Genomic DNA, 6,247 nt, shown 5'->3' on the forward strand with positions numbered 1-6,247 from the left:
GCCCAGCCCGTACAGCACCCAGTATTGCGACCCGGCGGCGATACCCTGGCCCAGGCCGCGGGCCACGAAATCGACGACGAAGACCATGTGCGGCACCAGGGCGACGGCGTTGAGGCCGTATTGCAGGGACAGCACCGGGACGATCGCGGACCGCCGCGGCCGCACGGCCTTGGCATCGGCATGGGGCGCCGCGGCAGGGTCGCCCTTCGGCCAGTTCGGCCAGGCGATCAGGGTCAGCACGCCGGACAGCGCCGCGAGGCCCAGCCAGCTCTCGCGCAGCCCCTGCTGCAGCAGCAGCGGCACCAGCGTGCCGGAGGCGGCGATGCCCAGCCCGACGCCGGCGAAGATCACGCCGCCGACCAAGCCGCGCTTGCCCGGCGCCGTGTGCGGCAGGATGGTCGAGGCGGCGAGCACCATGATGACGCCGCCGCTGAGCCCGGCCAGGAACCGCCAGGCGAAGAACCAGGCGAAGGCGACCGGCATGGCGCAGGCGAGGCAGGACAGCGTGGCCAGCAGCATGGTGCCGCGCAGCGCCCGGACCGGGCCGGCGCGGGCGGCCAGCGGCCGCGCCGCCACGGCGCCGGCCAGATAACCGGCTAGGTTGGCGGCGCCGAGATAGATCACCTCGGACGGGCTGAACCACTGCGCCGCGATCAGCGCCGGGATCAGCGGGGTGTAGGCGAAGCGGGCCAGGCCGAGCCCGACCAGCGAGGCGCAGAGCCCCGCGGCGGCGAAGCGCCAGGCCGACCCGGCCTCCCGCGGGGGATGGTGGGCATGGCCGTGGGGACCGGACCGGTGGGGTGTCGCGCTCATATGCCAAAGCTAGGCGCGGACACCCACCGGCGGGAGTGATTAGTTCAGATGGAAGCCATCATCATCAGCGATGGCCTCGCACCAGCGCCAGCGGCTCGGCCGTGCGCGGCAGCGGGGACGGCCGCGCGATCCGCAGGAAGGCGGACAGGGCGCTGGACGGGTGCGCGTCGATGCGGCGGATGAAGACGGTGTCCACCCGCTCGGTCCAGGCCGGCGGGCGGAAGGCCTTGATCCGGCGGTCGCGCAGCGCCTGGGTGACCACGCCCTTCGGCAGCAGCGAGATGCCCATGCCGGCGGCGACGCAGCCGATGATGCCGTCCAGCGTGCCGATCTCGATCACCTTGACCTTGACGATGCCCTGGGCTGCCAGGACGCTCTCCAGCCGCTGGCGGTAGGCGCAGTCGGAGCGGAAGGCGACGATCTTCAGACCGGCCAGCGCCCCGAGGTCGTCGAGATCCGCCACCGAGGGCGCGGCGATGATCGCCATCTCCTCGGCGAAGATGGTCTCGGCCTCCAGTTCCGGATGGTCGACCGGGCCGGCGACGAAGGCGCCGTCCAGCTCGCGCGCGATCACCGCCCGGGTCAGCCAGGGCGTGGTGCCGGTGGTCAGCGACAGGTCGACATCGGGATGGGCCTGGGTGAAGGCGGCCAGCACATCCGGCAGCCGCAGCCCGGCCGTGGTCTCCATGCTGCCGATCGACAGCGGCCCGCGCGGCGTACCGTCATCCTGTGCCGCCCGCTTGGCCTGGCGGATCAGGTCGGCGATCTGCACCGCGAAGGGGCGCAGCCGCCGCCCGGCCGCGGTCAGCACCACGCCGCGGCTGTGCCGCTCGAACAGCGGCGTGCCCAGCTCCTCCTCCAGCGCCCGGATGCGGGCGGTGACGTTGGACTGGACGGTGTTGAGCTCCGCCGCCGCCCGGCCGATGCCGCCGGTGCGGGCCACCGCCTCGAACACCTTGAGATCCTTGTCGTTCACGATGCGCGTCCCGCGAGTCCCGACGGAGGGAAGATATCGTGATAATATGGGGAGACATGGCGGCAGGACGACATGGACGCGGTATTACCGAAACGTAAGTACGCGGCCCGGGGGCTTTCCCCTACTCTCCCGCCCCGGGTCATACGCCCGCGGCCCCGTCTCGGCGTGCGACGGTCCGGCGGGAGCGGTGGGGAAGCTCTCTCGGCGTGGTCCGGTCCGTCACGCCAGCGATCCGCTGTCCGAGAGCCTGACACGCCCATGCAGATCCTCCTGATCGAAGACGACAACGAGACGGCCCAGCACATCATCGGGTCGCTGCGCGATGCCGGCCATACGGTCGAGCACAGCCTGACCGGCACCGACGGCCTGGCCCGCGCCTCCGCGGCCCGCGCCGGCTGCGCCCCGCGGCTGCTGATCGTCGACCGCATGCTGCCGGATATCGACGGCATCACCCTGGCCCGCCGGATGCGGGCCGAGGGCAACACCGTGCCGATCCTGTTCCTGACCACGCTGGGCGGCGTCAGCGACCGGGTCGAGGGGCTGAACGCCGGCGGCGACGACTATCTGGTCAAGCCCTTCGCCCTGGCGGAGCTGCTGGCCCGGGTCGACGCCCTGGCCCGGCGCGCCGGCGCCGTCGCGGTCGAGACCGCGATCCGCGTCGCCGATCTCGAGATCGACCTGCTGAAGCGCACCGCCACCCGGGCCGGTCAGGCGATCGACCTGCAGCCGCGCGAGTTCAAGCTGCTGGAGTACCTGATGCGGCACTCCGGCCAGATCGTCACCCGCACCATGCTGCTGGAGCATGTGTGGGAGTTCCATTTCGAGCCGCAGACGACGGTGGTCGAAACCCATATCAGCCGGCTGCGCGGCAAGATCGACCGCGGTTTCGACCTGCCATTGCTGGATACCGTCCGCGGCGTTGGGTACTGCCTCCGTGATCCTGGGTAGGCTCGTCCGCACCGCGACGTTCCGGCTGGCCGCCGGCTTCGCCGCGCTGTTCAGCGTCTCGATCATCGTGGTGTCGAGCATCACCTACATGGCGATGACGCAGTATTCCGACCAGCAGATCGACCTGTCGATCAGCTCGGAGATGAAGGCGGTCCGCGATTCTGTAGCCGGGGATTCGGCCCCCGAGATCGTCAAGGCGATCAACGACCGCATCACCGACATCGACCCGGACTATTACTACTACGCGCTGGAGGATTCCGACGGCGGAGTGCTGGCCGGCAACCTGCGGCCGGTGCCGGCCGTCACCGGCTGGGCCGACATTCCGCTGGAGACGACCGACGGCAGCGGCGCCACGGAGCGCCACACCATCCGCGGCCTGGGCGTCGACCTGACGCCCGAGCTGCATTTGTTCATCGGCCGCGACACGCAGGACCTGGACGAGCTGCAGGAGGGCATCACCCGCTTTTTCCTGGCCGGGGCCGCGGCGACGGTGCTGCTGGCCCTGGCCAGCGGCCTGGTGCTGAGCGCCCGCTTCCTGCGCCGGGTCGAGGCGGTGAACACGGCCGCCCGCCACATCATGGACGGCCACCTGGACGAGCGGGTGCCGAGCCGCGGCAAGGGCGCCGACGAATTCGACCGCCTGGCCGACAACCTGAACGCCATGCTGGACCGCATCCAGCAGCTGATGCAGGGGCTGCACCAGGTGTCCAGCGACATCGCGCACGACCTGCGGACGCCGCTGTCGCATATGCGCCAGCGGCTGGAGGCGGCGCGGCTGAAGGCGACCTCCGCCGAGGACTACGACGCCGCGGTGGAGCGGGCCGTGGCCGATATCGACGGCATCCTCGGCGTGTTCGCGGCGCTGCTGCGCATCGCCCAGATCGAATCCGGCGCGCGGCGCGAGGGCTTCGCCCCGGTCGACCTGTCGGGCGTGTTCGAGACCATCATCGACACCTACGGCCCGGTGGCCGACGACGCCGGCTACCGGCTGGCCGGCACGGTGACGCCGGGCCTGCGGATCCGCGGCGACCGGCAGCTGCTGACCCAGATGCTGGCCAACCTGGTGGAGAACACCATCCGCCACACCCCGCCCGGCACCGAGATCGCGGTGTTGCTGGCGCCGGGGCCGGAGGGGCCGGTCGGCCAGGTGCGCGACACCGGCCCCGGCATTCCGGAGGCGGCGCGCGAGAAGGTGTTCCAGCGCTTCTTCCGGCTCGACGCCAGCCGGATGACCCCGGGCAGCGGCCTGGGCCTCAGCCTGGTGGCGGCGGTGGCGCAGCTGCACGAGATCCGCGTGACGCTGGCGGACAACCGTCCCGGCCTGGCGGTGACGCTCGACTTCGCCGAGCCGGCCAGGGCCGTCGTGCCGGCCGGCCGCGCCGCTGCCCGCGGGGACGTGCGGCCGCCCCGGATCGCCGCGGCCGCGGCGCCGCTTCGTCGCCCGTAGCCACGCCGCCGCACCGGCGATATGCTCGCGGCATGCCGCACGGCCGGGCCTTTTCCGGTCGCGGCACGCCCGATCGGAAGGCGATGATTTGATTGGCGACGGCCTGCACCATTCCCTGATGTCCGGGCCCGGGCATGATCCCTGGCTGGCGATCCTGGCGGTTCTGGTCGCGGTGCTGGCCTCCTACGTCGCCTTCAGCCTCGGCCGGCACATCCGCGCCGCGCGCGGCGGGGCCCGCCTGCTGTGGCTGACCGGCGGCGCCGTGGCCATGGGCGGCGGCATCTGGTCGATGCATTTCATCGCCATGCTCGCCCTGCGCGCGCCGGCCGGCTTCGCCTACGACCTGGGGCTGACCCTGCTGTCGCTGCTGATCGCCGTCGCCGCGACCGGCGCCGGCTTCGCCGTGGCCATGCTCGGCCGGGCCGCCCCGTCCGGACCGGGCCGGACGGGGCCGCTGCTGGCGGGCGGCCTGTGCTTCGGCCTCGGCATCGCCGGCATGCACTATGTCGGCATGGCCGCGATCGCGGCCCCCGGCCACATCGTCCACGATCCGGCCGTGGTGGCCCTGTCGGTGCTGATCGCCCTGGTCGTCGCCACGACGGCGCTGCACCTGGCGCTGTCCGAGATCGGGCGCATCCGGCGGATCCTGGCGGCGCTGGTCATGGGCATCGCCATCTCCGGCATGCATTTCGTCGCCATGGCGGCGGCCCGGTTCGTCCCCGAGCCGGCCACCGTCCCGGCCGCCGGGCTGGGCACGCCGGTGCCGCCGGAGATCCTGGCCGGGATGATCGCCGCGGCGAACATCGTCGTCTTCGCCCTGGCGCTGGTCGCGACCCGGCTGGACCGCCGGATCTCGGAGCTGCAGACGCATCGCCGGCTGGCGGAGCTGGACGAACGCCATGCCGCCACCCTGAACGCCCTGCCGATGCCGCTGGCGCTGATCGACGAGCACGGCACCATCCTGACCGCGAACCCGCCCTGGCAGTGGCCGGGCGAGCGCGACCGCTTCGTCGGCCGCGGCGCCCGCCCCGGCGAGGACTACTTCGCCCTCTGCGCCGCCGCCGGGCCGGCGGGGGCGGAGGTGCGGGTGCATCTGGCCGGCGTGGTCCAGGGCATCCGGCCGGCGGCGCCGGTCGAGTACATGATCGGCGCCGGCACCGGCGGCCGGACCATCCGGCTGCTGGCCGCGCCGATCGCCGAGGGGCGCGCCGCCGGCGCCGTGGTGGCGCATCTCGACATCACCACCGAGCGGGTGGCCGAGCAGCGCATGCGCGAAGCCATGCGCACGGTCGAGGCGGCGGACAGCGCCAAGACCACCTTCCTGGCCCATATGAGCCACGAGCTGCGGACGCCGTTGAACGCGATCCTCGGCTTCTCCGAGCTGATCCGGGACGCCCATCTCGGGCCGCTGCCCGACCGCTACCGCGGCTATGCCGAGGACATCCACCGCTCGGGCCAGCATCTGCTGGCCCTGGTCAACGACGTGCTGGACCTCTCGCGCGTCGAATCCGGCCGGCTGGAGCTGCAGCCGGAGCCGGTGGACCTGGCCAGCGACATCGAGGGGGCGGTCAGCCTGGTGGCGCAGCGCGCCGAGGCGCACGGCATCGCCATCGAGCAGCGCGTGGCGCGCGACCTACCGCTGCTGCACGCCGACCCGCTGCGGCTGCGCCAGATCCTGATCAACCTGCTGACCAATGCGGTGAAGTTCACGCCCGATGGCGGCCGCGTCACGATCGAGGCGGCGGCGGTGGCCCGGTCGGTGCGCATCACCGTGGCCGACACCGGCATCGGCATGACCGAGCAGGAGATCGCCCTGGCACTGGAGCCGTTCCGTCAGGCGCGCAAGCTGTCGCGGCGGCCGCGCGAAGGGTCGGGGCTGGGCCTGCCGCTGGCCAAGGCGCTGGTCGAGAGCCATGGCGGCATGCTGATGATCGACAGCGAGCCCGAGGTCGGCACCCGCATCACCATCCTGCTGCCGACCGGAAATGAGGAAGCCGGCGGCGGGGCCGTGATCGAGCCCCTGCCGCTCAGCGTCGGCCGGCCGGTCAGTCGGCGGCGTTGAC

The 6,247-nt window shown here is 72.6% G+C and carries 5 protein-coding genes; 3 read left to right on the forward strand and 2 right to left on the reverse strand.

Features of this window, described 5'->3' with window-relative positions; all coding sequences use genetic code 11:
• On the reverse strand, positions 1–813 hold an 813-nt coding region (locus ABDW35_RS30005; protein WP_343717516.1), incomplete at its 3' end, for a YbfB/YjiJ family MFS transporter.
• 64 nt (positions 814–877) lie between these two features.
• Entirely contained in the window at positions 878–1,789 is a 912-nt protein-coding gene (locus tag ABDW35_RS30010; RefSeq protein WP_343717517.1) for a LysR family transcriptional regulator, read from the reverse strand.
• A gap of 258 nt (positions 1,790–2,047) precedes the next feature.
• Here ABDW35_RS30010 and ABDW35_RS30015 point away from each other — a divergent pair, with 258 nt between their 5' ends.
• The 3 genes from ABDW35_RS30015 (at position 2,048) to ABDW35_RS30025 (ending at position 6,246) form a co-directional block, all read left to right on the forward strand.
• Positions 2,048–2,737, forward strand: a complete 690-nt coding sequence (locus ABDW35_RS30015) for a response regulator transcription factor (RefSeq protein WP_343717518.1) — start codon at positions 2,048–2,050, stop codon at positions 2,735–2,737.
• Positions 2,724–4,184, forward strand: a complete 1,461-nt coding sequence (locus ABDW35_RS30020; protein WP_343717519.1) for a HAMP domain-containing sensor histidine kinase — start codon at positions 2,724–2,726, stop codon at positions 4,182–4,184. Before ABDW35_RS30015 ends, ABDW35_RS30020 begins: the two co-directional genes overlap by 14 nt.
• A gap of 118 nt (positions 4,185–4,302) precedes the next feature.
• Positions 4,303–6,246 carry an MHYT domain-containing protein gene (locus tag ABDW35_RS30025; RefSeq protein ID WP_343717520.1) on the forward strand — a complete coding sequence of 648 codons (1,944 nt, stop codon included), beginning with the start codon at positions 4,303–4,305 and terminating at the stop codon, positions 6,244–6,246.
• Position 6,247 lies beyond the last annotated feature (1 nt).

Origin of the sequence: Inquilinus sp., assembly GCF_039594555.1 — a bacterium.
Classification (GTDB): Bacteria; Pseudomonadota; Alphaproteobacteria; order DSM-16000; family Inquilinaceae; genus Inquilinus.